This window comes from Empedobacter sp. UBA7252 (assembly GCF_002472765.1).
Lineage (GTDB): Bacteria > Bacteroidota > Bacteroidia > Flavobacteriales > Weeksellaceae > Empedobacter > Empedobacter falsenii_B.
This window is the reverse complement of the sequence record NZ_DKSQ01000033.1, coordinates 1-25,612: the sequence shown is the minus strand read 5'-3', so window position 1 is coordinate 25,612 and position 25,612 is coordinate 1. Positions and strand designations below refer to the sequence as shown.

The 25,612-nt window shown below is 31.2% G+C and carries 27 protein-coding genes and 1 pseudogene; 12 read left to right on the top strand and 16 right to left on the bottom strand.

All coding sequences use genetic code 11. The annotated features are described in order from the left end of the window. From B2X73_RS04750 to ppk2 (B2X73_RS04730), 5 genes are all read right to left on the bottom strand, one after another. A partial coding sequence (locus B2X73_RS04750; protein ID WP_219035057.1) for a TonB-dependent receptor plug domain-containing protein occupies nt 1-799 on the bottom strand: 799 nt, incomplete at its 3' end. A 276-nt stretch (nt 800-1,075) separates the two neighbouring features. Further along, a complete protein-coding gene (rplS, locus tag B2X73_RS04745; protein WP_019975296.1) occupies nt 1,076-1,426 on the bottom strand; it encodes a 50S ribosomal protein L19 in 351 nt (116 codons plus the stop codon). Nucleotides 1,427-1,541: 115 nt separating this feature from the next. Next, nucleotides 1,542-2,345, bottom strand: a complete 804-nt coding sequence (gene ppk2, locus B2X73_RS04740) for a polyphosphate kinase 2 (protein WP_291046653.1) — start codon at nt 2,343-2,345, stop codon at nt 1,542-1,544. A 17-nt stretch (nt 2,346-2,362) separates the two neighbouring features. Further along, nucleotides 2,363-3,181, bottom strand: coding sequence for a polyphosphate kinase 2 (gene ppk2, locus B2X73_RS04735; protein ID WP_125348818.1), 819 nt, complete (start codon nt 3,179-3,181; stop codon nt 2,363-2,365). 17 nt (nt 3,182-3,198) lie between these two features. After that, a complete protein-coding gene (ppk2, locus tag B2X73_RS04730; RefSeq protein ID WP_312150877.1) occupies nt 3,199-4,005 on the bottom strand; it encodes a polyphosphate kinase 2 in 807 nt (268 codons plus the stop codon). Nucleotides 4,006-4,259: 254 nt separating this feature from the next. Here ppk2 (B2X73_RS04730) and B2X73_RS04725 point away from each other — a divergent pair, with 254 nt between their 5' ends. From B2X73_RS04725 to B2X73_RS04705, 5 genes and pseudogenes are all read left to right on the top strand, one after another. Continuing rightward, nucleotides 4,260-4,565 (top strand): hypothetical protein, encoded by a 306-nt coding sequence (locus B2X73_RS04725; RefSeq protein ID WP_125348816.1) that lies wholly within the window; start codon nt 4,260-4,262, stop codon nt 4,563-4,565. A gap of 68 nt (nt 4,566-4,633) precedes the next feature. Continuing rightward, on the top strand, nt 4,634-4,930 hold the full coding sequence (locus tag B2X73_RS04720; RefSeq protein ID WP_219035055.1) for a YHS domain-containing protein: 297 nt from the start codon (nt 4,634-4,636) through the stop codon (nt 4,928-4,930). Beyond that, nucleotides 4,923-5,579 carry an SCO family protein gene (locus B2X73_RS04715; protein ID WP_219035054.1) on the top strand — a complete coding sequence of 219 codons (657 nt, stop codon included), beginning with the start codon at nt 4,923-4,925 and terminating at the stop codon, nt 5,577-5,579. The genes B2X73_RS04720 and B2X73_RS04715 overlap by 8 nt, the downstream gene beginning before the upstream one ends. Before the next feature lie 90 nt (nt 5,580-5,669). Further along, entirely contained in the window at nt 5,670-5,804 is a 135-nt protein-coding gene (locus B2X73_RS04710; RefSeq protein ID WP_257468223.1) for a hypothetical protein, read from the top strand. Nucleotides 5,805-5,819: 15 nt separating this feature from the next. Next, nucleotides 5,820-6,353, top strand: a pseudogene (locus tag B2X73_RS04705) (LysR family transcriptional regulator); the annotation flags it as partial. Here the strand turns inward: B2X73_RS04705 and B2X73_RS04700 are convergent. The 3 genes from B2X73_RS04700 to B2X73_RS04690 form a co-directional block, all read right to left on the bottom strand. Continuing rightward, nucleotides 6,350-7,015, bottom strand: a complete 666-nt coding sequence (locus tag B2X73_RS04700) for a response regulator (RefSeq protein ID WP_221856653.1) — start codon at nt 7,013-7,015, stop codon at nt 6,350-6,352. The pseudogene B2X73_RS04705 and the gene B2X73_RS04700 overlap by 4 nt on opposite strands. 14 nt (nt 7,016-7,029) lie before the next feature. Beyond that, nucleotides 7,030-8,730 carry a tetratricopeptide repeat-containing sensor histidine kinase gene (locus B2X73_RS04695; RefSeq protein WP_291050833.1) on the bottom strand — a complete coding sequence of 567 codons (1,701 nt, stop codon included), beginning with the start codon at nt 8,728-8,730 and terminating at the stop codon, nt 7,030-7,032. A 63-nt stretch (nt 8,731-8,793) separates the two neighbouring features. After that, on the bottom strand, nt 8,794-8,949 hold the full coding sequence (locus B2X73_RS04690) for a hypothetical protein (RefSeq protein WP_291046670.1): 156 nt from the start codon (nt 8,947-8,949) through the stop codon (nt 8,794-8,796). Between the two features lie 838 nt (nt 8,950-9,787). Here B2X73_RS04690 and B2X73_RS04685 point away from each other — a divergent pair. Beyond that, nucleotides 9,788-10,087 (top strand): hypothetical protein, encoded by a 300-nt coding sequence (locus B2X73_RS04685; protein ID WP_291095855.1) that lies wholly within the window; start codon nt 9,788-9,790, stop codon nt 10,085-10,087. Nucleotides 10,088-10,145: 58 nt separating this feature from the next. Here the strand turns inward: B2X73_RS04685 and B2X73_RS04680 are convergent, their stop codons facing one another. From B2X73_RS04680 to cysD, 7 genes are all read right to left on the bottom strand, one after another. Continuing rightward, complete coding sequence (locus B2X73_RS04680) at nt 10,146-11,588, bottom strand: TSUP family transporter (protein ID WP_221856661.1); 1,443 nt, start codon at nt 11,586-11,588, stop codon at nt 10,146-10,148. Nucleotides 11,589-11,607: 19 nt separating this feature from the next. Continuing rightward, on the bottom strand, nt 11,608-13,260 hold the full coding sequence (locus B2X73_RS04675; protein WP_286496281.1) for an NADPH-dependent assimilatory sulfite reductase hemoprotein subunit: 1,653 nt from the start codon (nt 13,258-13,260) through the stop codon (nt 11,608-11,610). A 19-nt stretch (nt 13,261-13,279) separates the two neighbouring features. Continuing rightward, nucleotides 13,280-13,408 carry a hypothetical protein gene (locus B2X73_RS04670; RefSeq protein ID WP_291046682.1) on the bottom strand — a complete coding sequence of 43 codons (129 nt, stop codon included), beginning with the start codon at nt 13,406-13,408 and terminating at the stop codon, nt 13,280-13,282. A gap of 51 nt (nt 13,409-13,459) precedes the next feature. After that, entirely contained in the window at nt 13,460-14,938 is a 1,479-nt protein-coding gene (locus B2X73_RS04665) for a diflavin oxidoreductase (protein WP_291046685.1), read from the bottom strand. 152 nt (nt 14,939-15,090) lie between these two features. Further along, nucleotides 15,091-15,636: a uroporphyrinogen-III C-methyltransferase gene (locus tag B2X73_RS04660; protein WP_260509644.1), complete on the bottom strand. Its 546-nt coding sequence runs from the start codon at nt 15,634-15,636 to the stop codon at nt 15,091-15,093. A 148-nt stretch (nt 15,637-15,784) separates the two neighbouring features. After that, nucleotides 15,785-17,020 carry a sulfate adenylyltransferase subunit 1 gene (locus tag B2X73_RS04655; protein ID WP_219035045.1) on the bottom strand — a complete coding sequence of 412 codons (1,236 nt, stop codon included), beginning with the start codon at nt 17,018-17,020 and terminating at the stop codon, nt 15,785-15,787. A gap of 51 nt (nt 17,021-17,071) precedes the next feature. Beyond that, a complete protein-coding gene (gene cysD / locus B2X73_RS04650) occupies nt 17,072-17,980 on the bottom strand; it encodes a sulfate adenylyltransferase subunit CysD (protein WP_219035044.1) in 909 nt (302 codons plus the stop codon). Nucleotides 17,981-18,399: 419 nt separating this feature from the next. Here cysD and rlmD point away from each other — a divergent pair, with 419 nt between their 5' ends. The 5 genes from rlmD to B2X73_RS04625 all read left to right on the top strand — a co-directional run bounded on the left by rlmD (nt 18,400) and on the right by B2X73_RS04625 (nt 21,804). Next, a complete protein-coding gene (gene rlmD / locus B2X73_RS04645) occupies nt 18,400-19,818 on the top strand; it encodes a 23S rRNA (uracil(1939)-C(5))-methyltransferase RlmD (RefSeq protein ID WP_221856669.1) in 1,419 nt (472 codons plus the stop codon). Nucleotides 19,819-19,836: 18 nt separating this feature from the next. Then, nucleotides 19,837-20,454 carry a DUF6452 family protein gene (locus B2X73_RS04640; RefSeq protein ID WP_221856671.1) on the top strand — a complete coding sequence of 206 codons (618 nt, stop codon included), beginning with the start codon at nt 19,837-19,839 and terminating at the stop codon, nt 20,452-20,454. Next, entirely contained in the window at nt 20,408-21,094 is a 687-nt protein-coding gene (locus B2X73_RS04635; protein ID WP_286496284.1) for a DUF6048 family protein, read from the top strand. Before B2X73_RS04640 ends, B2X73_RS04635 begins: the two co-directional genes overlap by 47 nt. Nucleotides 21,095-21,109: 15 nt before the next feature. Next, the gene (locus tag B2X73_RS04630) at nt 21,110-21,349 is read left to right on the top strand and encodes a hypothetical protein (RefSeq protein ID WP_286496285.1); all 240 of its coding nucleotides are present in this window, start codon (nt 21,110-21,112) and stop codon (nt 21,347-21,349) included. A gap of 170 nt (nt 21,350-21,519) precedes the next feature. Further along, nucleotides 21,520-21,804 carry a GIY-YIG nuclease family protein gene (locus B2X73_RS04625; RefSeq protein ID WP_312068481.1) on the top strand — a complete coding sequence of 95 codons (285 nt, stop codon included), beginning with the start codon at nt 21,520-21,522 and terminating at the stop codon, nt 21,802-21,804. 60 nt (nt 21,805-21,864) lie between these two features. Here the strand turns inward: B2X73_RS04625 and lon are convergent, their stop codons facing one another. After that, nucleotides 21,865-24,303 carry an endopeptidase La gene (gene lon, locus B2X73_RS04620; protein ID WP_280049909.1) on the bottom strand — a complete coding sequence of 813 codons (2,439 nt, stop codon included), beginning with the start codon at nt 24,301-24,303 and terminating at the stop codon, nt 21,865-21,867. Between the two features lie 249 nt (nt 24,304-24,552). On the opposite strand from lon, the gene B2X73_RS04615 reads away from it, so the two are divergent. Continuing rightward, nucleotides 24,553-25,612, top strand: a 1,060-nt coding sequence (locus B2X73_RS04615; RefSeq protein ID WP_291077489.1) for a hypothetical protein, incomplete at its 3' end; no start/stop codon positions are given.

Here is a 25,612-nt window from a genome sequence, read left to right as displayed (position 1 = left end):
ACGAAGTCATGAAGTACGACAGAAACAAATTATATAATTCATTTCCGTTCATTACTTCGAATTTCCCTGGATTGAAACGATTATAACTTGTAGAATAATCTGCATTTACAACCAATCCATTTCCTCTGGCTCTTTTAGTTGTTACAACTACTACTCCATTCGCTCCACGAGAACCATATTGCGCAGTTGCAGCAGCATCTTTTAATACAGAAATTGTTTCAACATCATTTGGATTAATATTTGGTGTTCCATGATAAATCACTCCATCAACTACCCATAAAGCATCTGTTCCTGCAGAAATACTTGTTTTTCCTCTTAAACGTAATGAAGCCGTTGAACCTGGTTGTCCAGAGCTACTTGTAATTCTAAGACCTGCAACTTTACCTTGTAATAAATTGGTAATGTTCGGAGATTTAGCATCCATTAAGTCTTTTGCATTTACAACAGAAACTGCAGCGGTTACCTCTTCCTTACGTTGTGTAGAATATCCAGTTACAACTGCAGTTCCTAAATCTATATTCTCACTTTTAGGATTTAATTGAGTGGATAAATCTCCTAAATTCTCAGAAGTAACGGTAATTTCCTTGCCTTTAATAATTAAAATATCACCGATTTTGGCATCAATATTAAAATCTCCATTTTCATCTGTGTAAGCTGCCTTATCAGTCCCTTTTATTTTTACCTCTACATCTGCTTCTGGAAAACCATCAGAATCTTTTACATGACCTGTAGTTTGAGCATAAGCAAACGATCCAAGAACAAAAAGAAGACTAAAAATTCTAAATTGTTTTTTTCTCATCTCTTGTGTTAAAATTGTTAACAATAAAAGTATTAAAAAAAACACTTAAGAATTACTCTACAATTCAAATACAAAAATAAACCAAGTAATAAAAGAATATATAGAATAATTTTAGGGATTACTTGTTTCAATAAAATATTAAACTATTTTTTCAACTCTTAATAGAATGTTAAGAAATGGTAAAATTTAATATTTTATATTAAACTTTCAAAATCAGCCAAAAAAAATCCGTTCGATAATCGAACGGATTTTATATTTTTCCTAAAAAAGCAGTTTTTAGTAAGCAGCGTCTTTGATACGAGCTTTTTTACCACGTAATGCTCTGAAGTAGAAGATACGAGCTCTACGAACTTTACCTTTTTTGTTTACTTCAATTTTTTGTAACGCTGGCATGTTAACTGGGAAGATACGCTCTACACCAACATCTCCAGACATTTTACGGATTGTGAAAGTTTCTGTAGTTCCTTGTCCTCTTCTTTGGATAACAACCCCTTTAAAGAACTGAACACGAGTTTTTCCACCCTCTGTAATTTCTTGATAAACTGTAATAGTATCACCTGCTGCGAAAGCTGGGAACTCTTTTTTAGCTACGTATTTCTCTTGTACGTATTTTACTAAATTTTCCATTATTATAATTTCAATTTATTTGAATTGAGCAACTTAAACGTCTTTCGTCAGAGGTTGAACAATGTGGATGCAAAATTAATCAAAAATCTTGATTATACAAATGATTCTCTTTCTTTTATGAATGAATTTTTATTAAATCATTTTCAAAAGATTGATTTGTTAATTGTGCTACGACTGATTTCATCGCTAAAAGTCGAGCAGTTTTTTTATCATCTGTCACAATTTCTAGCCAAGATGAACTTTCTGTTCCTGTTTGCTGAAACATTTTGTCAATGTAATTGGTATAAACATCCCATAACTCTTGTGCCTTTTGATCCAATGCCCCTAATTTCCATTGTTTCAATTCGTCATCTTTCCGATCTTGTAATCGTTCTGCTTGTTCTTCTTTCGAAATCGACAGGAAAATTTTAACCAAAATAATTCCATCATCTTGCAAAAGCTTTTCTACTTCTACTACTTGTTTCATAAACTTTGTATGTTGTTCTTCCGTACAAAATCCGAAAACAGGCTCTACAACAGCACGATTATACCAAGAACGATCAAAGAATACAATTTCACCTGCATTTGGTAATTCTTTAAAATATCGCTGAAAATACCATTGTCCTTGTTCTATTTCAGTCGGCTTTGGTAATGCTTCAACACGATATTTTTTAGGGTTTAGAAATTCTGTTATTCTCGAAATTGTTCCTCCTTTTCCAGCTGCATCACGACCTTCAAAAATAATTAACACACGTTTATTCTCTTGAATAACTTTAGATTGTATTTCTAACAATTTTTCTTGAAGTTCTTTTAATTCTTTCTCATAAGCGAGTTGTTCTTTGAACTTCTTTTCTTTTATAATATCATGTCTAACCAAAAAATCAATGATTTCTTGCTTATTATTTATTTTTTCTAAATCATTTAAATCAAATTCAGCCATAGTTTTAGGTTTGATAATTAATTTTCTTCTTCTAAGTTTTGATGTTTCAAAATACGTTTATTTTTATCATCATAAGGTATTTTAGACAAAATATATTCCATCGCCTCTACTCTAGCCTTGTACTTTTTGTTGGCATCAATGATTTTCCAAGGAGCAAAATCTGTATTTGTTTTCGTAAACATTACATCTTTATAAGCTGAATAAACATCAAACAAATCTTGCGCTTTTTGATCTACAGAGCTATACTTCCATCGTTTGGTTGGTGAATTTACAATATCTGCAAAACGTTTTGCTTGTTGTTCTTTTGTAATCGAAAAATAAATTTTAATCAAATATATTCCCGAATTAATCCACATTTTCTCGACATCATTTACCTCGTTCATAAAAGTTTCATATTCCTCTTGTGTACAAAACCCATTTACAGGCTCTACAACAGCTCTATTGTACCAACTTCTATCAAAAAAAACAATTTCTCCTGCACGTGGTAACTGACGAACATAACGTTGAAAATACCATTGTCCTCGTTCTACTTCATTAGGCTTTGGCAGTGCTATAATTCTATGTTCACGAGGATTTAGATGTTCTACAATTCGACGAATTGCACCTCCTTTCCCAGCTGCATCTCGACCTTCAAAAACAATCACAACTTTTCGTTTATTTTCGGCTACCCAAGTTTGTAATTTTATCAATTCTTCTTGTAATTGCTCTATCCTATTTTCATATTTTACAGTACGCAAGGCTTTCGCAAAATTCAACTTTCCATGATCAGATTGTAAAAGTCCAACAAGACCTTTTTTGGTTTCGATTAATTTTAAATCTTTCGGTTTTAGCTCCATTTTCTTACAATTTAAAATTAATGATTCAATTCTTTTACCATTCGATAATAACGTTCAATCACATTTGGATCTACCATTAAATTTACTTCGGCATCCTCTTTTCCTTTATAATTAAACAAAGAAAGCACATAACGAATAGATTCTAATCTTGCCGTATTTTTATCATTTGCGTTGACAATAATCCAAGGCGAAAAAGAGTTGTGCGTGCGCGTAAACATTTGATTGATATAATGCGAAAATTCATCCCAAAGCTCTTGTCCTTTTGCATCGACTGGACTATATTTCCACTTTTTAAGCGGATTATTTAACCTCGAATCAAAACGTGTTTGCTGCTCCTCTTTAGTCACAGAAAACCACAATTTGACAATATATGTCCCTGATTCGTACAACATATGTTCAAATTCTGAAACTTGCACCATAAATTGCTCATATTGTTGCTCGGTACAAAATCCCATAACTGGCTCTACAACTGCTCTGTTGTACCAACTTCTGTCAAAAAAAACAATTTCACCAGCATTTGGTAACTCTTTGATATAACGATTAAAATACCACTGATTTTGTTCGACTTCTGTAGGTTTATTCAATGCAACAACACGCATAGAACGCGGATTAAGATGCTCGCGAAAACGGCGAATTGTACCTCCTTTTCCTGAAGCATCTCGTCCTTCGAAAATGATTGCAACTTTTTTCTTTTCTGTCGAAATCCAATTTTGAAGATTTACTAACTCTGATTGCAGTTTTAGTAACTCATTTTCATATTCAAACTTCTTTATCACATTTTTATAGAGAGGATTTTCTTCTTGATTTTCGACCAAAAAATGCATTAGTTCTTCGGTTGTTGTAAAATCTAAAATCTTACTTTTTTTCATAAATATTTATAGATTGTAAAATCTTTTTTAAGGTAAAAATTTTACAGAACATAAAAGTGAAGATTATGATAAATCTTTCTTTTAAAATCATAAATTTTATCATATTCAACCTCAATCAATTTGGTTAAATTTGTCAATAAATTAGTTTTTTGCGCATACTATTTTTCATATCACTCATATTTTCTATCGCATTTCGTCCTTTAATGCCGATGATAGATTATGTTTTAAATTATGAAGAAATCGCAAATGAACTTTGTGAAAATCGAGAAAAACCTGAATTACTTTGTAATGGTTTTTGCTATTTGAAAGAAGAAATTTCGAAAAGTGAAAAGAATCAGCCAGAAAATCATTTTGTCAAAAATTCGGTCAAAATTTTAGATGCGATTGTTCCTCAAAAACAAATTATTTCTCCAAAAAAGTATTTTACGCAAAAAAATAAATTATCAACTGATCATTATCAAGATATTAATTCTAACTATATTATTCGTTTAGTTTTTCATCCTCCAATTGTTTAATTTTTCTTTTATAGATCTAAACTATAGAATCAGATAACAATTAATTAAAAACAAATAAACAATCTAAAATGAAAAATTTAAAAAACACATTCTCTTTAATAGTCTTAGGGTTTGCATTATTTTCTTGTAATAAAGAGCAAACAAAACAAGAGAATTTTGAAGTAAAGCATGTTTCTCACGAAGAAATGAAAGCTGTAACTAAATTGGATGTTGCGGTTGTGAACGAAGTTGATCCAATTTGCGGAATGAAAACTGCAGATCATTTGAGTGACACAGCTAATTACCAAGGAAAAACGTATGGTTTTTGTTCGACAATGTGCAAAGAAGAGTTTCTAAAAAATCCTGAAAAACATATCCATGAATAAACAATTAATAGCCGTTATTGTTATTATTTTAGGCGTTATAGGAACTGTTTTTTGGCTAAAAAATAAGCCTAAAGATGAACTTTACACGGTAATGAAAGTTCCGGAATTTTCGATGACAAATCAAAATAATCAAACGATTACAAATCGTGATATGTTAGGAAAAGTGTACGTTGTAGAATTTTTCTTTACAAGTTGTCCAACGATTTGCCCAGTAATGAGTAACAATTTACGCACAATAGAAGATGAAATAAATGATGCAAACCTTGGTTTTATTTCGATTACAATTGATCCAAAACGAGATACACCTGCACGATTGTTAGAATATGCAAAACAAATTGGTGTAAAATCACCGAATTGGCATTATTTGACTTCGGATCGAGAAGAAATTGAGCAACTTTCGGATAAATTCAATATTTATGTTGGAAAAGACGAAACAACTGCCGAAGGTCTAAATCACAGCGGAAAACTTGCATTGGTTGATAAACAAGGAAATATCAGAAGTCGATATGATAAAATGGGTGTTCCAATACTGTTTTATTCGGGACTGAATTACAAAGATCCTGAAGGAAAAGAACCTTCTCTAGCTGGAAAATATCATCCTGAAATAGAATTTTTAAAAGAAGATATAAAAAAACTTCTTGCAGAATAAAATTTAAAACCCTCCTAAAAATGGAGGGTTTTGTTTTAATTATAATTTTCTAAATCACAGCAAATTATTGTTTGTCCTTATGGAAAATTGATGGACGGAATGCATCGTGTTGTAAAAGCAAATTTATTGGATTTGAAAACAATAAAAGCGTATCGACTTTCGACCTTACCAAACCCCGATTATATTGATGTAGATCCTGACGATTTACCTTATGATGAAAATTAAAATTTAGAAGTTAAGCAATCAAATCTTGAATGGTTCAGAACATTTAAAGCAATTTATGAAACTGGGACTTTATCTGCTGCTGCGCAACAATTATTTATTTCACAACCTGGTTTTAGCTTACATCTCAATTCGTTAGAAGCCTATACGGGCTACAAATTATTTGATTGATCGGCGCGAAAAATGGTTCCGACTGAAAAAGGAAAAATTTTGTATAATTTTATTTTAGAACCGATTCAAAAATTAGCTGCTGCGGAGCAACATTTTTGGAAAGAAAATTTTAAAGAACATCCAGATTTCAAACCAAATTATATTGTCCCAAATATCAGTTCTATTATTCGTTGTTTGAGCGATGGAAATGGCTTTTCTATTGTTCCCGACTTTTTATGTCAAGAAGCACTAAATTCTGGTAAAATAAAATTGGTTTGGCAAGGTGAAAAACCGTTGGAAAATACACTCTATTTTGGTTCACGAAAAAATACGATTTACGAAAAAGAAATTGAGCAATTGCAACAGATTTTTGTAGATAAATGGTGTAAAGATTTGGGTTAAATACTTCCCAAATCTTTGAAAAACGCAACCAATTGATGATTACTTGTAATTTGTAGCGACTCTTTTAATGAGCCCAATCTCTTTTCTACACTACTTAGACTTGCAGGTTTGATATTATTTTGTTTTAAGTGATTTGAAATATCTTTTAGTAAAATTCCATTCGAAAGCAAAGAAACTAACGTAACATCATACGAAGTTATTTCATACGTATTTTTTTGTTTGATACTACGTTTCATGTCCAATTCCAAATGCATTCCGCCCGCAAAAACAGTTTGTATCGCTTTTTTCAACTCTTTCGAATCTTCTCTTCCTTTCGCCACAAACCCATCTATATGGTATTCCTTGAAAAGATTATCCACCATATCCGCTTTCTTTTCTACCGAAAAAACAATCACTTTCAAATTTGGCTGAATTGCTTTTACAGCTTCAATTAAATCTCGTCCACTTTTCAAGTTTTGCTCGCGATGATCTTCTTCAAAAGACAAATCAGAAATCAATAAATCATAAGGTTGATTGTCGTGCAATGCTTTTTTCACTTTCAAGAATGCATCATCACAATAAAAAGCATAATCAGGATTTTCTACATGTAAATCTTTTAAAACTTTCTGAATCGAAATATTAAAACTCTCAAAATCTTCTGCAATTAATACTTTTTTAAACATACTTTTTATTTAGGTTATTGAATTGGAAATATGATCTTAATTTTTAGACCATTCACATTTTCAGTTTCAAAAATAACATCTCCGTTTAGATTAGAAATACGTGAAACCGTATTTTGCAAACCATTTTTAGGTTTTAAGTCCGAAATCCCAATTCCATTATCTGAATAATTGATAATAATTTGTTGGTTTTCTTCTTTAAAATTTAGTATAACTCGTGAAGCTTCGCTATGTTTTTTCATGTTCGTCAACAATTCTTGCATCACTAAGAAAACCTCTGTTTTAGCATAATCTTTTACGTTTCTCCAAAGTTCTTTTTCATTTCCAATCAAATATATTTTGACTTGTTCCGAATCATAAGAACTTATCAATTGTGCTAATTTTTCTGCAAAATTTTCTTGTTGATTTTCATCAATCCTATCATAGGAAATATCGCGCGAAATTTCATAAACCACCTCCAATTTATCTAAAATTTGATCACGATTAAATTCTGATTTATTCTCAATATCAGACATCACATGATAAATTCCGTTCGCCACTTTATCGTGTACTTTTTTAGAATATTTCAGTTCTGTTTTTTTGACTTCCAAAACCTTTTCTTGTTGCAACAAAACTTTCTCTTGCTCTAATTTTTGCTTTCTTTTTCTGTACAAAAAATATCCAAAAACAAACAAAACGATCAATAAACCGATTAGAATGTAAAGTTTTAAAATATCATTTTTCTTCTTTTCATTCTCTGCTTCAGCATTCAAAAAATCTGCACGATTTTTCTCCGAATCATAACGCACCAACGCAAATTGATTTTTCGCTCTGTTACGTTCTAACTGAATACTATCGTTTAGCTTTTGATAAGCTTCAAAATATTGTTTTGCATTTGTAGGATTGTCTAATAAAATAAGTTGTTGATAAACTTCTAATTTATCGCCCGCACTCTTATTTTCGAAAGCAATTTGTTTTCTTTTATAAGCATAGTCCAAGGCTTTTTTATAATCTAAATTTGAAAAATAATCTGTTAAATGCGCATAACTTGCATTTTGTCCCCACAAATCATTTTCCTTTAATCTAATATTTAACGCTTTATTTAATTCATTTATAACATTGGACTTATTGTCTTTTAACCATTTGGTATATGCTAAATTATCAGTAATTCGCGCATATTCTTTTGGATTTTCAATTGTATTCTTATCTTTTAGTAATTCTTGGTAAATCTTTATCGCTTCATCATACTGCTTATCGTAACGATAACTATTTGCAATGTTATTTTGATTGATAATATAAACATCTTTTTCTTTAGAAAAATCAATTGCTTTTTGATAATAATCTATAGCATCATTAAAATTTCCTAAATCATGAGAAGTTTGCCCTAAAATATTATATGCACTAGAAAGTGTTTCTTTTTCTTCACTTATTTTAGGGTTTAATAATTTTACCGAAGAAATAATTAATTCTTGGCTTCCAAACCAATCTCCTTGATCTTTAGAAATAAAAGCCATATTTATCAAACATTTTGATGCTTGATGTTTGTTATTCAGTTTTATAAATTCTGAATATGCTTTATTAAAATAAACATAAGCACTATCATTCTCTTGTTTTTCATAAAACTTCCATGCTTTATCATAAGCTTTATTATCTAAATTATCCTGCTCAATCTCTTTGTTTTTAGACTGTTGACATGAAATAATAAAAAGTATAAAATAAAAAAATAAAATTTTTCTCAAATCTCCATATTTACAACCTAAAGCTAAACAAAAAACGGATAGATTACTCTATCCGTTGATGATTTATTTTTTCACAGGAACATCCCCTTTTTCTCCATTTGTATCACCGTCTATACTATCTGATGAAGTTTGTACAACTGGATGTTGATCTTGTGAAATTGTGTTTGCATTTTGATTTGGTAAAAAGAATCCCAATAAAGCGAATAATAATTCTAACATAGCTTAAATTTTTAATTTTTTGATATAGGTGCTCTTCCTCACAAAACAGATTGCGAGTAGTGTACACGAGAAAAAAGAAGCGCTTCTTTAGTAGGAAGTTTTTTGTAGTCTTGAGAACAATTCAGGAAAAATGCTTCCCTTCAAATCACCTCAACTATTTTCGAGACTACGTTTTCAGAAATCAAGTTTTTTGTTTTTGTTTTGATTTCTATTGCAAAGTAAATACAGAACACAAAGTCGCTGTTAAACAAACAATAGACAAGTTTTGGACAATTATTGGACAGCTTGTTTTACGGTAAACCGTAATTTATTTTGTCCAAAATTTGTCTACTTTGTAAAAGAATTAAAAATGAAATGTCTACGAAAAAATATCTATTCGAAAAAGTTTTTGAGAAAGCAAAAAATGAATTTGGGAGTTGAAGTAAAAATGGAATGTCTGTGCATTTAGAAAAAGTAATTTCAGATGATTATAATTATCCTATAACAAGCAAATCTTTTTTCAAGATATTTTGATGATTTCGTGAAAGAAAATAATTTAAAGAAGGAAATAAGTCCTGATTTATTAAACATTCTTGCTCATTATATCGGTTATGAAAGTTTTGGAGATTTTAATCAAAAAAATCAGCAGACAAAAAAATGAAGAAAAAGAAGTTAATGTAGAAGAAATCGCATCCGTAGACCAATAATAGATAATAATATTTCTGAAGAAGAATCAATAATTAATCTTCCATCAAAAAAGAATAATTTCTTTCAGAAAATAAAACTTCAACGAAATAAAGTAATTGCTGGAAGTGGTATTGCTATGATTTTGGCTAGCGGAGGATTATTTCTTAATTCAATGAATCAAAATTCGTCTTGTATGGTTTGGAAAGAAAATCATTATGAAGAAATAGAATGCGAAAAAACTTCGCCACAAATGAATGCTGTTCCATATAACGAAGCTGTTTTTCAATTGAAGAAAATCACAAAACCTGATACTTTAAATTTTAAAAATGCACTTGATAAAGTTTGGTATACAAAGAAAAATGGTGAAGTAGAATTTTTTACCAATTATGGTTTACATTCCGAAAATGGTAAAACATTGAAACCTGTCACAAAATATATTTTAACTAAATATGTCTTAAATAATGAACAATAAAAAACACTCAACATGCGAGATGAAGAGTGTTTTGATTGTTAGAAATGATATATAAAATTTAGAAAATTTTAAAAAGAATTCGAATACTAAATGTGATCACTAAAAAAGCTACAGCCAAAATAGCAACTTTCTGAGGTATTTTGCCTGCTAATTTCGCAGCAATTGGCGCTGCTAAAGCTCCTCCAATTATTAAACCTGCAATGATAAAACCATGACTTACGCCCAAAGCTGCAAAAAAAGTCAACGATGCAGAAAGTGTCACAAAAAACTCGGCTAAACTAACTGTTCCTACTACTAAGTTTGATTTTTTTCCTTTTGCTAATAAAGTTGATGTCACGACAGGTCCCCAACCTCCACCACCAAAAGCATCTAAAAAACCTCCAGCAAATCCTAAAAATCCAACCCGTTTTACTTTTTTGCGTTCGATTTTTTTTCTGAATGCTAAAATAATTAATCGAATTCCGATGATCAACGTATACGAAGCTAAAATTCCGTAAGTAATTGTTTCATATTTGTTTCCCAAATAAACCAATAATAATGATCCCGAAACTGCTCCAATAACACCTGGAATAGCCAATGCCAATAATAATTTTTTGTTTACATTTCCAAATCTATAATGCGAAAAACCACTAATTCCGCTCGAAAACATTTCGGCAGTATGAATACTACCACTTATCGAGGGCAGATTGACACCAAACAACATCATGCTTGTGGAACACGTTACACCATATCCCAAGCCAACTGCTCCGTCTACCATTTGAGCGAAAAAGCCAACAGCCAACATAATGTAAAAAACATTTGGAATGTGAATCACAAAATCTTTCGCTTCCGAAAAACTGACGATTGATGACAAAGCATATCCTAAGAATAATGCGAAGAATACCAAGGTAATTTCGGTTACTAAACGTTTGTATTTTTTTGTCGATTTTTTCCCTTCGAATGAAGACGTTAAATGATTCAAATCAGTTAGTTTTTGATTAAAATCTCCTTTGTGATTGTTTCTGATTTTATTTAAACTTTCAATGTTTTCATCAATTGAATCTGGAATAACATCAGAAAAATACTCTCTCAAACGTTTTGCCATTATAGGAGATTGTCCATTTGTAGAAATCGCAATTTTAAGATGACCTTTATTCACAATCGAACCTAAATAAAAATCGCACAAATCTGGCTGATCAGCTGCATTAACCAAAATTCCTTTTTCATTTGCTTTTTGCTTCACTTCTTGCGAAGTTTCTTTGTTATCGGTTGCAACAATCACTAAATCTACATCCTCCAAATCACTCGATTCGAACGCATGAGTTTCGTGTTTAATTGTTGAATGTTGAGCAAAAATATCTTTCAATTCTTGTTTAAAATCCTTTGCTACAACTTTCAAATTGATCGAAGGATTTTGTTTGATTAGCGTCGTAACCTTTTCTAATCCTACATTTCCTCCGCCAACAATCAGGAAGCGCAAATGTTCTGTTTTTAAAAATATCGGGAATAAATTATTTTTCATTGTTCTTAAAGGGATTTAACTAATTAACCGAAAAATATTTTCGATAGGTAAAATCTCCGAATGTTTCATTGTCTATTTTTTCATTTGTATAACTTTCGAAAACTTGATCTAGCTCATTCAAAATCTCAGTCTCATTGACTTTTTCTTTATAAATTTTATTCAAACGAACACCATATCGATCTCCACCCAACCTCAAATTATAATGTCCAGCAGAAGTCCCTACAAAACCAATTTCCGAAACATACGAACGACCGCAACCATTTGGACAGCCCGTCATACAAATAGAAATATCATCATTTTGAAGTTGATGTTTTTCTAGCAAAGGCTCTATTTTATTCACCAATTCTGGCAAATAACGTTGCGCTTCTGCTAAAGCCAATGGACAAGTTTGTAAAGCCACGCATGCCATCGAATTTTTTCTAAGTTCACTAATATCTTTGTGAATAGAATACTTTTCTAAAAGCTGTTCAACTATAGCTTTATTTTCAATTGAAATCTCACCTAACAATAAATTTTGATTCGCTATAAAAATAAAATTATTGATATTTAATAAAGCCAATTCATGTAAAAATGCTTTCTGATTAGACTGTACAACTCCATTCTCCACAAATAAAGTGTAATACCACATTCTGTTATTCACTTGTCGCCAATCATAAATATCAGAACGCTCCGTAAATTGATAAGGCTGAGAAGGCTCTAATTTAAAACTAACACGTTTTTCTAATTCAGACTTGAAACCATCAACCGTTAATTTATCAACTGTATACTTTAGTCTCGCTAATTTTCGATCGCCACGATTCCCAAAATCACGCTGAATTGTCAATACTTCATAAGCAACTTTCAACACTTTTTCTTCAGAATCAACAAAACCAATTTCGGTTGATAAACGCGAATATGTATTTGGATTTCCGTGAGTTGTTGACAAACCTCCACCAACAGCGATATTGAAACCTTTCAATTCATTATTTTCGATAATCGCAATCAGTCCCAAATCATTTGCAAAAACATCTACATCATTAGTTGGCGGAATAGCAATTGCAATTTTAAATTTTCGAGGTAAATAGCGGTCTTCATACAAATCATCTTTCTCTGTTTCGCGTTCGTAAATCTTTTCATTATCCACAAAAATCTCATAATAAGCTTGTGTTTTAGGCAACAAATGTTTTGATAATTTATCTGCATATGCATGAATTTGAGCATGAATTGGCGAAAGCAACGGATGAGAACTCGCAATTACATTTCGGTTTACATCGCCACAAGCTGCGATAGAATCTAACGTTGCTTGGTCAAACGATTGTAAAGTTGGACGCAATTGATGTTTCAAAATTCCGTGCAATTGAATGGTTTGACGCGTTGTAATTTTTAAAACGCCTGTTCCATATTGTTCAGAAGTTTCGTGAATTGCCAACCATTTATCAGCGTCAATAATTCCACCCGGAATACGCAAACGAATCATAAACGAATACAATTTGTCTAACTTTTTTTCTGCGCGTTCTTCTCGTCTATCGCGATCATCTTGCACATACATTCCGTGAAATTTCACCAAAGCTTCGTCATCTGCACGTACATTTCCAGTGTGATTATCTAGCTCTATACTTTCTTTTAACGTACCGCGAAGTCCGTCACTTTTTATTTTAATTCCTTCTATAGGAGATTGTTTTTCTATACTCATTTTATTAGTTATTGGTTGATTAGTAAACATCTTTTTGGTAGCGACCTTCTTCTTCCAATTGTTCCAGAAAATTTTTCGCTGAAACCTCATCTTGATTTGATTCTTTTGCTATTAATTCGATCAAAGCACTTTCTACATCTGTACTCATTCCGTCTTTTTGACCGCAGACATACAAATACGCACTTTCGTTTAACCTATTTTAAAGTTCTTTTCCTCGTTCTTTCACTCGATCTTGCACATAAATTTTATGTTTTTGATCTCTCAAAAAAGCTGTATCTAATTTGCTTAAAACTCCCGTTGAAAGCCATTCCTGAATTTCAGTTTGATAATAGAAATCCGAAACAAAATGTTGTTCACCAAAAAACAACCAGTTTTTACCTTCTGCGCCAATTGCATCACGATGTGTCAAAAAACTACGAAAAGGTGCAATTCCTGTTCCCGGACCAATCATAATTACCGATTGATTTTCATCTGGAAGTTTGAAATTTTTATTTTTATGAATGTAAAATTCTATGGATTTATCATGCTCAAAATCTGCTAAAAACTGAGAACATAATCCAGTTTTTTGTTGATCAGAAACTGAAAAAGTATTCAGACTAACCGTTAAATGAATTTCATTATCATATGCTTCATTCGATGATGAAATCGAATATAAACGTGGTGCAATTGGATGCAAAAGATTTAAAATATCATCAAATTTCATTGTAGATTCTGACGAATAATATTTTGATAATAAATCAATTAAATCAATCTTAGTTTCAAGAATTTCTACATTTAAAATTGTTGCAAATTGATCGATTGATTTTTTAGAAAGTGCTCTAATATTTTTTTCTTCAAGTTCTTTTGCGCGATTTTCTTCATTGAAAAATTTTGCAATCGTTAAAATTTCGGTTTGATTATTTTTTGGATAAACACCCAAAGCATCACCTGGTTCGTAATCTACTTGCTCATCAACTGCTATTTCGATATGATACGTTTCATTGTTTGAATCTCTATCATTCAAAACGATTTCATCTTTTATAATTCCTTCGTACGATTTTTTCTGCGTTGAAGAATTTTGCAATTTTTGAGATTGTACAACCGTTGAATTTCCTTCTGATTGAATAGTTTTTAAAATATCCGCAAACCAATTTTCGGCAATTTCTTGATAATCTAAATCTACTTTTACCAAATCGAAAACGCGTTGTGCGCCTAGTTTTCCAAATAATTCATCAATTTCTTCTCCTGATTTACAGAAAAACGGATAAGAAGTATCGCCCAAACCAAAAACAGCAAACTTAGTTTGATTTAATTTTAGATCAGAGTTACTCAAATTATCATAGAATTTTTGCGCATTTTGAGGTAAATCTCCATCTCCTTGCGTACTAAAAATTTGAATTAAGAATTCTTCCTTTTCAATTTTTTCGAGTGGATATTGAAACGCTTCAATCGCTTTGGCTTGAATTTTATTCATCTTAAAAATTCCAAGCAATTGATTAGCTAATTTCTTCGCATTTCCTGTTTCAGTTCCATAGATTATTGTAGGTTTGATTGAGGTTAAAACTTTTTGTTCTTGAGGTACTTCTTGTGTTTGATTTGCAACTAATCCAGCCAAATAACCATTTGTCCAAATAATTTCGTCACGTGATAATTCTTTGACTAAACTTTTTACTAAGTTCAATTTTTCGTTAGCTAGCATAAGAAATTGTTGTTTTATGGTTATCAAAATATGAGTTGGAAGTTGGTTGTTCATCTAACCAAGCGAATGATTGATGCAAATTAACAACATGACCAACGATAATTAAAGTTGGTACAAAATCAAAGGTTGGTAAATGTTTTTCTACAATATTTTCAAAAATAAAAAACTTGCGTTTTCTGATCTGGAGTTGTCGCTTGTTGAATAACTGCTAAACCTTTTTCGGTATCAATTCCATTCAAAATCAACTGATCAGCTAAAGTTTGCAAACGCTGTACACTCATATAAAAAACCAATGTATCAGACGTTTTTGCCCAATCTTTCCATTGTTTGTGTTCAATAGATTTCAAATCGCACAACGTCAACATGCGAACTCCTTTCGAATGATTTCGCGCTGTCAATGGAATTCTCGTGTAAGCTGCAGCACCAAAAGCAGCCGAAATACCTGGAATTATTTCGTACGGAACATGATTTTTTTTCAAGGTTTCTAATTCGTCCAAAATATTAGAGAAAAGTGAAGCATCACCTCCTTTCAATCGAACCACTAATTTTCCTTGCATTACAAACTCAATCATCATATCGTTAATATCTTTTTGAGGCGTATGAATGCCTTTCGAACATTGTTTTCCGACATAAATAACCAACGCATCTTTTGACGCATATTCGTCTATTAACACTGGAGAAACCAAGCGATCTGTCAAAATAACATCTGCTTTTTTTGATATAATTTAATGTTTTGAGCGTCACCAATTCTGGATCTCCATGACCAGCGCCAGCCAAAATTACTTTTCCTATTGTTGTTTGCATGTTTGTAATAAATAAGTTGATTGATAAGATTTAATTGATGTTTTAATCAATAAACATCAAAGCAGCGACTGTATTTTTCGTTGTTTCGTCAATCAAAATGGCATTTCCTGTATGAATATTTTCTTTGAAAGAATCAAAAAATAAAGGTTGATTTGTTTTTAAAACAACTTGTCCAATATCATTTAACTTGATTTCTTCAGATGGAATAAATTCCCAATTATTAATATCCCATTGTTGATCGATTGTTTTGATTTTTGCACGAACCGAATGAAAACGATGTTGCAACACATACGTTTTTCCTTGTTGTAATGCATTATTGTCTAACCAACAAATCCACGCTTTTAGCACATTTGTAGTTTGCGGTTCTTCGGAAGTTTTTACAATTGTGTCTCCTCTACTGATATCTATATTATTTTCGAGATGAATCACAACATTTTCTCCTGCTTCAGCATGTTGTACTTCTTCCAAATGACGTTCTATTTTAACAATTTTTGATTCGATATTTGATGGATAAACTTTAATAGAATCCCCAACTTTGTAGGCTCCACTCAAAATTTGCCCCGCATAACCTCTATAATCGTGATGCTCTTCATCTTTTGGACGAATTACCCATTGAACCTGAAAACGAGCTGCTAAATTTTTATCTGTTTCAATCGAAATTGTTTCCAATTGATGCAATAATGTTTCTCCATTGTACCAAGGCGTTTTTGCAGATTTTTCGACAATATTATCGCCAACCAAAGCAGAAACTGGAATAAAAGTTACTTCATCATAATTCAATTGATCTTGAATTTGTTGAAAATTATTTTTTATCTTTTCGAAAATATCTTGTGAATAATCAACCAAATCAATTTTATTAATGGCGATAATTGCTTTTTTAATTCCCATTAACGATCCAATACTTGCATGACGTTTTGTTTGAGAAGTGATTCCTTTACGTGCATCAACCAAAATAATAATCAACTCTGAATTTGAAGCTCCTGTAATCATATTTCGCGTGTATTGCTCATGTCCAGGCGCATCTGCAATAATAAATTTTCGTTTTGCAGTCGAAAAATATTTGTACGCTACGTCTATTGTAATTCCTTGTTCGCGCTCGGCACGTAAACCATCTGTAATCAAAGACAAATCAATTTCGTCGTCTTCATTTGATTTACGTTTTTCTAAAACACCCAATTGATCGGTGTGAATACTATTCGAATCGTAAAGTAAACGCCCTATTAAAGTACTTTTACCATCGTCTACGTTTCCTGCTGTTATAAATTTTAATGCATTCATTTTACTTAATTCCTATAGATATTATAGAGTTTTGTTTAAAAAAATTTTGACTTAGAAATAACCTTGTTTTTTACGTTCTTCCATCGCCGATTCTGACAATTGATCATCCAAACGAGTTTGTCCTCTTTCGCTAATTCTTGTATTGATAATATCAATAATAATATCTTCAATCGTAGAAGAATCTGAAGGTACAGCCGCTGTACACGTCATATCACCAACCGTTCTGTATCGTACTTTTTCTACCACAACTTCATCGTCTGCATTTGGCTGAATAAAATCTGAAGTCGCTATTAATTTATCATTGTAAACAATACATTCACGCTCGTGAGCAAAGTATAAATTTGGCAATTCGATGTTATTTTGTTTGATATAATTCCAAACATCTAATTCTGTCCAATTGCTAATCGGAAAAACACGAACATTATGTCCTTTTTCAATTCTTCCGTTCAAAATATTCCACAATTCAGGACGTTGAAGTTTCGGGTCCCATTGGCCAAAATCATCACGAACTGAGAAAATACGCTCTTTTGCACGTGCTTTTTCTTCATCGCGACGAGCTCCTCCAATACATGCATCAAATTCATTTTCTTCAATCACATCTAATAACGCATACGTTTGTAAGGCATTACGAGAAGGAAAACGGCCAGAAGTTTCTTTCAGATTATATTTTTTTATAGCATTTTCTACAGAGGCTACAATCAATTTTTCACCGATTTTATCAACCAAATAATCTCTAAATTTTATCGCTTCAGGAAAATTGTGTCCTGTATCTACGTGTACTAAAGGAAAAGGAAATTTCCCTGGACGAAAGGCTTTCAAAGCTAAATGAATCAAAACAATCGAATCTTTTCCTCCTGAAAATAACAATGCTGGACGCTCAAATTGAGCAGCTGTTTCTCTCAGAATGTAGATTGCTTCGTCTTCTAATTGATTTAAATAATTTTTTTCTTGACTTGACATTCTTTCTAACTTTCTAACTTATTTTTTGACAATAAAAAACTCCTCAAAATTTTAGAGGAGTTCATGAACTATTATTTTCGTAATTAATACATCACAACATATTCCACCTCTTGTAAAGAGCGACACATATACATTGACATATTAAATACTATTTTTTTCATTTTTCATGTTACATTTCTGAGTTCAAAATTATATTATTTTTCTAAATAAATATAATTAATAGAATAGTTTAAATAACAAACCTATTTTTCAAACAATTTAAAGAAAATTATCCTAAATAAGTTTATTCAATATAATAATAATCTATAAAACCGATAGATTTTATGTTGTAAAAGTAAAAATTTTATTTAAAATACAAAGATTGATTCCAAAAAAAGATAAAAAATTGAATATTTCGGGGACTTGCTTACCTTTGCAAAATGTCAAGAAAAGCGAAACAAAAAATCATATTAAATAATATAGAAGTTTTACGTGCTGGTGCAAAAGGTGTATCGGTTGGTAAAACAGAGGAAGGAAAAACGGTTCTGATAAAAGGCGCAATTCCAGGAGACGTTGTAGATGTACACGTTTTGAAGAAAAAAAGCAGCTATTTAGAAGGACAAGCAATCGAAATTCACACAAAATCTCCTTATCGCGTTCAGCCAGAATGTGAGCATTTTGGTGTTTGCGGTGGTTGTAAATGGCAAGATATGAGCTATGATGCGCAATTAAAATTTAAGCATGACGAAGTGGTTAACAATTTGGTTCGTATCGGAGGTTTCAAAGATTTAGATGCTGAAATTGTTCCAATTTTAGGTTCTAAAGAACAATATTTTTACCGTAATAAATTAGAGTTTACTTTTTCTAATGCACGTTGGTTAACGTTAGAAGAAATTCAGTCTGGGAAAGAATTTGACGACCGTGACGTAGTTGGATTCCATATTCCTGGTGCTTGGTCTAAAGTTTTGGATGTTACAAAATGTCACTTGCAACGTGATCCTTCTAATGCGATTCGTGTCGAAGCAAAACGTTTTGCATTAGAGCATCATTTAGATTTCTTCGATTTAAAAAATCAAGAAGGTTTATTAAGAACATTAATGATTCGTACTTCTCAGAATGGACAAGTAATGGTTTTGGTTCAATTCTTCCGAGAAGAGAAAGAAAATCGTGAAGCTTTCTTACAAAACTTGAAAGATAAATTCCCTGAAATCACATCTTTATTGTATGCAATCAATCCAAAACAAAACGATTCTGTTTATGATTTAGATATCGAAGTTTTTGCTGGAGATGATCATATTATGGAAAAGATGGAAGATTTGAACTTCAAAATTGGTCCAAAATCTTTCTATCAAACAAATCCAGAACAAGCTTACGAATTATATAAATTAACACGTGATTTTGCAGGTTTAACTGGAGATGAATTAGTATACGATTTATATACTGGAACTGGAACAATTGCGCAATTCGTTTCGAAAAAAGCGAAAAAAGTAGTTGGTGTAGAATCTGTTCAAGAAGCAATTGATGCAGCAAAAGCGGCAGCAAAATTTAATGGAATTGATAATTGTGATTTCTATTGTGGTGATATGAAAGATGTATTGAATCAAGATTTCATTAACGAACACGGAATTCCAGATGTAATTATTACTGATCCTCCACGTGATGGAATGCATAAAAAAGTGGTTGAAAATATTTTGTTTATGAATCCTAAACGTGTTGTTTATGTTTCGTGTAACTCTGCTACACAAGCGCGCGATTTAGAATTGATGAAAGATCAATATAAAATTGTTAAAGTTCAACCAGTTGATATGTTTCCACAAACACATCATGTAGAAAATATTGTACTTTTAGAGCGAATTTAAAATTCAATCAAAAAAAAAATGAAAAATATTCAACGTTTTCTAGCCTACTCAATTTTTGCTTCTATAATTTCTTTAGCATTTTATAGTTGTGAAGATGATGATATTTGTACCGACGAAGGTGATGTTCCACGCATGGTTGCTGATATGTATTATGATGGAACTAATGTTCCTTTGGAAGATTCTATTTATTATTGGGCGTATGTTTATAATGATTCGATTACGAAAGGAATTAGAGAAGCTACAGGAACGAGTAAAGATACTGTCTTAATCGAAAAAAATTCTGCTTTAGGGAAAACAAGTTTCGGAATTACTTTGCGTCAAAATAGTAAAAAAGAGATTTACTATACTATAGCGCAAGGTCCAGATATAGATGTAAAAGATTCTATAACGGGTAAAGTCATCAGAACAATTCCTGCAAAACGTGATCGATTGATTTTAAAATACGATACGCTTGGAAATGGCTATACTTCTAAAGCTTGTGGTTTTGGATTAACTTTTAAAGGAGTTGATGTAAAATTGGTAACAAAAACTGGAAATGGAGCTGGAAATTGGATAAAGAAAATAGAAACTGTAAATACTGAAATTAAAGATGGTTCGACAACTATTATTAAGCTTTTTGCTGACGAGCGCAATTAATTTTGCATTTGGTCAAGAAAATAAAACTGATTCAACAAAAGTTTCGGTTACAGATTCTATTCCCCAAAAAAAATACCACGATATTTTTATCGGTGTAGATATTTTCAATCCAATTGTTTCTGCTTTCAACGATAAAAAAGGAGTTAGCGCTTATGCTTCTTATCAAATCAATAATAAGTGGCATGCCGCTGTAGAAGCTGGTTTCGAGAAAAATAATTTCAATGAAATCAATTGGAATGTTGATGTTGACGGCGTTTTTGCAAAACTTGGTGCAAACTGGTTTATAACGCAAGATATAGAAAATCAATCGAACGGAATTTACATTGGTGGACGAATTGCGTATTCTAAATATTCGCAAACCATCAATAGTTATCCGATTAGAGATTTACAATCGAATGAGATTACAGGAACAGGAAGTTTGCCAAAAGCGAATGTAAGCAGTTATTGGATAGAAGCTGTGGTTGGTGGACGTGTAGAGATTTTCAAGAATTTTTATGGTGAGTTAGCCTTGCATCCTGCAGCTTATATTGGAGGTAAAAAAGATCAAGGAATTGATCCTTTGGTTATTCCTGGTTACGGAAAATACAGTGGTCCTTTCAATATGCCAGTTTTTTGGGGAATTGCTTATAAGATAAACTAAGACTAAAAACTTGTTATGAATCAAATTAGATTAACAAAAGATAATATTTCTCTTTTTCCGAAATATAATAAATTACTTCAAAATGGAAAAATAAAATTCGATTCTTTAGGTCGATTAAGATATTTACATGGAGCACCAATAGGAGATTTGATTCAAATCAAAATAGATAAAAATGGAAAAACAATTTATAAAGAAATAAGTGATGAATGGTTTGATCCAGAAAGTGAAAAAGCTAAAAAATTTGTTTGGTTATAGATTTATATACAAACTAAAAAAGGAACTCTAATTGAGTTCCTTTTTTCTTGATGCGAAGCTGAAATAAATTCAGCTTGACATTTTTTCTCTACATTATCATTAATAATCCTTAAATTAGTTTATCTAACTAAGTCATCCTGAATTCGTTTCAGGAACATATCATATAAGGAATTCTGAAAATATATTATGTTTATATACTTACAAACAAATATCGAACTGTTTTTTATATTGGAGTTACCAACAATTTAATTAAAAGAATAGAAGCTCATAAAGAAGGAATTGGTTCAGCTTTCACTCAAAAATACAATGTAAAATCATTAATTTATTTTGAAGATTTTACTTCAATTAGTCAAGATATGTTAAGAGAAAAGCAATTGAAAAATTGGAAACGGGAATGGAAAATTAATTTAATTAAATCTAAAAATCCAAATTTAGAAGATATTAGTATTCTATAATAAACAAAAAAGGAACTCTAAATTGAGTTCCTTTTTATATGTTCTAAAAAGATTTATAGATTAATCCAAAACCTTTGCTCCTTTTACTTTTTGATTCGTTAAAGCAATATCCAAAACTTCTTTCATTTCTTTTACAAAATGAAAAGTCATTCCTTTTACGTATTCTGCTTTAATTTCTTCAATATCTTTTCGGTTATCTTCGCACAAAATAATTTCTTTGATATTTGCACGTTTTGCCGCTAAAATTTTCTCTTTAATTCCGCCAACTGGCAACACTTTTCCACGAAGCGTGATCTCACCTGTCATTGCTAATTTTGCTTTTACTTTTCGTTGTGTAAAAGACGAAACCAAAGACGTCAACATTGTAATTCCGGCAGATGGTCCATCTTTTGGCGTTGCTCCTTCCGGAACGTGAATATGAACTTTATAATTCTCGAAAACTTCTGGTTTAATTCCCAATTCATCCGCATGCGATTTGATGTATTCTAATGCAATTGTTGCAGATTCCTTCATCACAGTTCCTAAATTTCCTGTAATAGAAAGTCCACCATTTTTCGCTTTCGATAAAATAGATTCGATAAATAAAATATCTCCACCAACACTTGTCCAAGCTAAACCTACTACAACTCCAGGAACCTCATTATTCTCATATTGATCTGGTGTAATAGAAGGTCCTAAAATTTTAGAAATATCTTCGATTGAATATTTAGTATTAAATTCTTCTTCCAACGCAATATGTTTTGCAGCTGAACGAACTAATTTCGCAACTTTCTGATTCAATTTACGAACACCAGATTCACGCGTATAACCTGTTATTAAATATTCGATTTCTTTTTTTCCTAACACAACATCTTTCTCTTTCAAGCCATGTTCTGTTAGTTGTTTTGGTAAAAGGTGACGTTTTACGATTTCAGATTTTTCCTCGATTGTATAACCTGCAATATTAATCATCTCCATACGATCGCGTAACGGACTTGGAATATCTCCAATATTATTAGCTGTCGCAATGAAAAATACTTTCGATAAATCGTAGCCAATTTCTAAGAAATTATCATAAAAAGTTGAATTTTGCTCTGGATCTAAAACCTCTAACATTGCTGATGAAGGATCTCCATGCGCACTAGCCGACATTTTATCAATCTCATCTAAAACAAAAACCGGATTCGACGATTCAGATTTTTTGATTGACTGTAAAATTCTTCCTGGCATCGCTCCAATATAGGTTTTACGATGACCACGAATCTCAGATTCATCGTGTAAACCACCCAACGACATACGTACATATTTGCGCCCAATCGCTTCTGAAATAGATTTCCCCAACGATGTTTTACCAACACCCGGAGGTCCATACAAACAAAGAATTGGCGAACGCATATCTCCTTTCAATTTCAACACAGCAAGATGCTCCAAAATGCGTTCTTTCACATCTTCTAAACCATAATGATCATGATCTAAAATTTTCTTTGCATTCTTGATATCAAAGTTATCTTTTGTCAAGGTATTCCAAGGTAAATCCAACATAAATTCAAGGTAATTACGCTGAATATTATGTTCTGGCATTTGCGGATTTAGACGAGAAAGACGGTTGATTTCTTTATCAAAATGATTTGCTACATCTTCGCTCCAACTTTTCGTTAAAGCACGTTTGCGCATTTCATTAATTTCTTCTTCTGTCGAATTCCCTCCTAATTCTTCTTGAATCGATTTGATTTGTTGATTTAAGAAATATTCTTTTTGTTGTTGATCTAATTCTTTGCGAACTTTATTCTGAATCGTATTCTTTAATTCCAATTTCTGAAGCTCAACATTCATAAAACGCATCACTTCCATTGCGCGAAGTTTCATATCAGAAATTTCTAATAACAACTGTTTTTCATCTAAACTTAACGTCAAATTAGACGCTACAAAGTTGATTAGAAATGTATTACTTTCGATACTTTTTATAGCTCCTGCAGCTTCCGAAGGCAACATTGGATTTTCTTCTACAATCTGAAAAGCTAAATCACGAATTGATTCAATAATAATTGGATATTCTTTGTTGCGTGATGTCGGAACTTTTTCTGTCAAAATTTCTACTTCAGCCTTGAAATAAGGATCATTTGATACAAATTCTTTAACTTTGAAGCGTTTCATCCCTTGTAAAATCACCGTAATGTTTCCATCTGGCAATTTTATCATTCGCATGATTTTCGCAACTGTACCAACTGTATACAAATCGTCTTGTGTAGGATCTTCCACAGCAATTTCTTTCTGCGAAAGCACTCCAATAATGCGATCTTCTTTGTAAGCTTGTGTTAAAAGTTGTATAGATTTATCTCTACCCGCGGTAATTGGCGCAACCACACCCGGAAATAAGACAGTGTTTCTTAACGATAAAATAGGCAATACCGAAGAAATATCTTGCTTATTTAGCTTACTTTCTTCGTCTTTACTCATCAAAGGAATTAATTCGATTTCTTCTTCCATTACTTGTGCTAATGACAAATTGTCTATGTTCATAATTTTTTTATACGTTCAAAGTGTCAGTAAAACTATTTTTAACTGACGAAAGCCTTTCATAATAACAACATTATTAAGATTTGAATCTTGTCTAAAGCATTTAGAAAAGCGAGTATAAATAAGTCAAACGTTATGCCAATAAAATATATTGTCAGTTTTTCAATAAAGGTTTTGAATGAGGATGAATAATTATTTTCACAAAGATAAATTTTATTCATAGTTTTAATATCAATTACACAAATAAAATCAATGATAAAATATTACATATTCTTCATACTATTTATTTTAGGTTATATTACCATTTTTTCTCAATGGTCTGGCTTTTCTCCAATTTCAGAAACCTACTCTTCTAATGGGATATATAAATTAAAATCTATTTCATATGATAATTTTATACCTAATTTGAAAGGTGAATCAATTATATTTTTTAATCGAGAACGTGATAGCTTGAGACAAAATAAGGTATATTATAAACTAAATAGATCATTTGATTTAAATGAAAATTTTCCTTTCTTCCTTGCAATAAGTAATGATGGGAGAAAAATAATCTATTTTACAAATTATATAAACAGCAAAGATTTAGAGGAAAGAAATGTGACTTATTATATTGATGGAAAAATAGCTAAAACTTATTCCTCTGAAGAGTTTACCAATTGTGATAAAAACAAAGAGAAATGCAGACTATTTTATGAAGCCGAAAATAGAAATTTGTTCGAAAACTATACTTCTACCTACAAAGAGTACAATAAATCTTTATCAGAGAAAGATATTTTTTTAACTAAAAATTTCATCTTCAATAAAAATGATATTATTTACCTTATAGATAACAGAAAAAAGGTAACACTTTTTGATTTAGACAAAGGTGAAATAATCAAGTCTAATATTGATTTTGATTCTATTTATCCTGCAATAAAAAATATTGAACCTATAAAGAGTAAAATTTCAAATTATGAATATCCATATAAATATATAATAGATGTCAAAAACTCTCTTACTAATGAAAAAATAGCAGAAAGTATTAGTAAACTATCTAACTTAAAATTTATTCCGCTTGAGGATTCAACTTATAATAAATACAAACTTCATCAAATAGAAATAAGCGGCTATTTAAATAGAAATGGAAAATTTGAAATCGAAAATTTAGAAACAGATTCTATTTTTAATAAACAACAAATTGAAAACTATCTTTTAAATTCAACTTTTGAAACTGATTTTATTCCAAAAGAAGTTGACAAAATATATATCACAAATTTCTTTGGTAGCTATAGAAATTATGATGATAGAATTGCTGGATATCCTAACGAAAGTT

What these genes read in the sequence shown, in the direction of transcription:
- rlmD (WP_221856669.1), top strand. Translation starts at nt 18,400, where the DNA reads ATGTCAAGAAAAGCGAAACAAAAAATCATATTAAATAATATAGAAGTT.
- B2X73_RS04720 (WP_219035055.1), top strand. Translation starts at nt 4,634, where the DNA reads ATGAAAAATTTAAAAAACACATTCTCTTTAATAGTCTTAGGGTTTGCA.
- ppk2 (WP_312150877.1), bottom strand. Translation starts at nt 4,005, where the DNA reads ATGCATTTTTTGGTCGAAAATCAAGAAGAAAATCCTCTCTATAAAAAT.
- B2X73_RS04710 (WP_257468223.1), top strand. Translation starts at nt 5,670, where the DNA reads ATGGACGGAATGCATCGTGTTGTAAAAGCAAATTTATTGGATTTGAAA.
- B2X73_RS04725 (WP_125348816.1), top strand. Translation starts at nt 4,260, where the DNA reads ATGATAGATTATGTTTTAAATTATGAAGAAATCGCAAATGAACTTTGT.
- B2X73_RS04715 (WP_219035054.1), top strand. Translation starts at nt 4,923, where the DNA reads ATGAATAAACAATTAATAGCCGTTATTGTTATTATTTTAGGCGTTATA.
- B2X73_RS04690 (WP_291046670.1), bottom strand. Translation starts at nt 8,949, where the DNA reads ATGTTAGAATTATTATTCGCTTTATTGGGATTCTTTTTACCAAATCAA.
- rplS (WP_019975296.1), bottom strand. Translation starts at nt 1,426, where the DNA reads ATGGAAAATTTAGTAAAATACGTACAAGAGAAATACGTAGCTAAAAAA.
- cysD (WP_219035044.1), bottom strand. Translation starts at nt 17,980, where the DNA reads ATGTCAAGTCAAGAAAAAAATTATTTAAATCAATTAGAAGACGAAGCA.
- ppk2 (WP_291046653.1), bottom strand. Translation starts at nt 2,345, where the DNA reads ATGGCTGAATTTGATTTAAATGATTTAGAAAAAATAAATAATAAGCAA.
- B2X73_RS04680 (WP_221856661.1), bottom strand. Translation starts at nt 11,588, where the DNA reads ATGAAAAATAATTTATTCCCGATATTTTTAAAAACAGAACATTTGCGC.
- B2X73_RS04665 (WP_291046685.1), bottom strand. Translation starts at nt 14,938, where the DNA reads ATGCTAGCTAACGAAAAATTGAACTTAGTAAAAAGTTTAGTCAAAGAA.
- B2X73_RS04655 (WP_219035045.1), bottom strand. Translation starts at nt 17,020, where the DNA reads ATGAATGCATTAAAATTTATAACAGCAGGAAACGTAGACGATGGTAAA.
- B2X73_RS04640 (WP_221856671.1), top strand. Translation starts at nt 19,837, where the DNA reads ATGAAAAATATTCAACGTTTTCTAGCCTACTCAATTTTTGCTTCTATA.
- B2X73_RS04675 (WP_286496281.1), bottom strand. Translation starts at nt 13,260, where the DNA reads ATGAGTATAGAAAAACAATCTCCTATAGAAGGAATTAAAATAAAAAGT.
- B2X73_RS04670 (WP_291046682.1), bottom strand. Translation starts at nt 13,408, where the DNA reads ATGAGTACAGATGTAGAAAGTGCTTTGATCGAATTAATAGCAAAAGAA.
- B2X73_RS04685 (WP_291095855.1), top strand. Translation starts at nt 9,788, where the DNA reads ATGAATCAAAATTCGTCTTGTATGGTTTGGAAAGAAAATCATTATGAA.
- B2X73_RS04700 (WP_221856653.1), bottom strand. Translation starts at nt 7,015, where the DNA reads ATGTTTAAAAAAGTATTAATTGCAGAAGATTTTGAGAGTTTTAATATT.
- ppk2 (WP_125348818.1), bottom strand. Translation starts at nt 3,181, where the DNA reads ATGGAGCTAAAACCGAAAGATTTAAAATTAATCGAAACCAAAAAAGGT.
- B2X73_RS04630 (WP_286496285.1), top strand. Translation starts at nt 21,110, where the DNA reads ATGAATCAAATTAGATTAACAAAAGATAATATTTCTCTTTTTCCGAAA.
- B2X73_RS04635 (WP_286496284.1), top strand. Translation starts at nt 20,408, where the DNA reads ATGGTTCGACAACTATTATTAAGCTTTTTGCTGACGAGCGCAATTAAT.
- lon (WP_280049909.1), bottom strand. Translation starts at nt 24,303, where the DNA reads ATGAACATAGACAATTTGTCATTAGCACAAGTAATGGAAGAAGAAATC.